General features: G+C 64.3%; 1 protein-coding gene. It reads left to right on the top strand.

The window, feature by feature from the left end; all coding sequences use genetic code 11:
- Window positions 1-968: 968 nt before the first annotated feature.
- The gene (locus tag C450_RS06560) at window positions 969-1,787 is read left to right on the top strand and encodes a rolling circle replication-associated protein (protein WP_004045523.1); all 819 of its coding nucleotides are present in this window, start codon (window positions 969-971) and stop codon (window positions 1,785-1,787) included.
- Window positions 1,788-1,937: the final 150 nt, after the last annotated feature.

The following is a 1,937-nucleotide window of genomic DNA, read 5'->3' as shown; positions in this document are numbered from 1 at the left end:
GGTCCCACCGCGAGGTGAGAGGTGCCGGGTGGGGTCCCCCTAGACACCGTTATAGGTCCCTGTGGTGGGTGGTGGGGTCGGTTCGATTTTCGGCGACCCTTGCGCCGTCCTGCGATTAGGGAGCGGAGGGGCGAGTGATTGTGGTGGGAGAATCGCAAGACGGCGGTAAGTTGTGGCGGTTCAGACAGGGGTATCCTTACGCCGTCCTGCGATTGTACGGATAGGGCCGGGATTCGACAGGGGGAAGAATCGCAAGACGGCGGTAAGTTGTGATGGGTGATACTCCGGGGCGATCGGCGACCCCTGCGCTGTCATGCGGTTTCGGGTTCTGTCTGGCTATGGTTAGAACTGCTAATAACAATATGTGGGCGTGTTGGTAGTATCGGGATAGGTAGATGTTCTGCCGGGGTGAAAGGTCAGTATTCTTTAAGGGGCTAGTCGTTCTCGTCGCAGTCAAAGCTACGCAACGTGAGTGAATGCCCGGAGAAGGCCCGGGCGACGGACGATTCCACCGGACGCGATTTGTGGCAGAATCGCCCGGTGGAAACCTCTTGGCCGGAGGGTTCGTCCTCGCTCTGTCCTCTCTCAGCCGAGTCAGTAAGTGTTTCGACGGTTCACGGAAACGCTCGGTCTGGACGACTAAGCGCCGATCCACCGCAAGGATCGGGCGATCTTGATTTGCCCGAGAGCCGGCGTACCCGGCTCGAGGGCCGCCCGATCCGCACGCCCCCGACCGGCGGGAGGGGGCTATCTTGTGCGGTGGCGGTGCGGCGGCGGTGCGGTCTTTACTCGACGCTAGTTAGAACAACTCAAGAGCCGCTATGCTTCGCCAATTCAGGCGTTCCACCGTGCGGTGCGGTAGAAGACGTGCCGGTGGCTATGGTGCGGTGCGGTGCCACCGGCTCGTCTTCGTCGCGGTCGTCGGATAGTGCCGCCCCAGCTGGGCCGGACGTGCTGTCGGGCCACTCGTGGAGCAGCTCGCGATCGCGTCGGTCGGGGTGGTCGGAGTGAGCGCGGATCCCGTCGACGGCGAGGTCGAGTTGGATGAGCAGTCACGGCTCGGTCGGGACTGGGATTGCGGGCCGGATCGGGAGCGGCCGGACTGCCGGAAGGACTTGGCGCACCTGAAGTACCAGACAGAATCGGGGGAACAGGCGTCGTACCGTTGCGGTTCGTGGGACTGCGAGTGTTGCGGCCACCGGCTGAGGATGGGACTGATCGAGGAGATAGAACGGATCACGGAGGAGCGCCCGGAGATGCGTCGGTTCCTGACGCTCACAGTGGACCGCAGAGCGCCCGCGTCGAAGGAGGAGAAGCACGAGTACATCACCGATCGGTGGAACGCGCTGAGGACGGAACTGAGGGACCGCTATCCAAACCTGTCGTATCTGTGGGTGCGGCACGAGGGAGACGAGCGGGACCGGCCGCACCTGCACCTGCTCGTGGATCGGTTCCTGCCGCAGCGGGAACTGTCGCAGTTGGCCGAGCGCGTCGGCCTCGGCCGGGTGGTGGACATCCGGCGGGTGGACGCACGGAACGCGGCGCACTACATCAGTGCGTACCTCGGTCGTGGCTCGCTGTCGTTCCTGCCGTCGGGGTCGCGGCGGTACGGATCTAGCGCCGACGTCGATCTCGATCCACGCGATCCGGGCGGCGACGATCGTGACGGCAGTGCGCTCGAGGAGGACTGGTCACTGATGGCGTGGGATCCGATCGTCGAGGACTGGGTGTCGGCTGCGTCGGGAGACTTCCGGCGCGACGAGGATAGAGGACCGCCACCAGACTAGATCGGTCGGTCCCACCGCGAGGTGAGAGGTGCCGGGTGGGGTCCCCCTAGACACCGTTATAGGTCCCTGTGGTGGGTGGTGGGGTCGGTTCGATTTTCGGCGACCCTTGCGCCGTCCTGCGACTGTCTCTTATACCCCTCTCTGAGCGGG

The organism is Halococcus salifodinae DSM 8989 (genome assembly GCF_000336935.1).
Taxonomy (GTDB): domain Archaea; phylum Halobacteriota; class Halobacteria; order Halobacteriales; family Halococcaceae; genus Halococcus; species Halococcus salifodinae.
The sequence above is the reverse complement of the archived record's forward strand: the minus strand, read 5'-3'. Positions and strand labels throughout refer to the sequence as shown.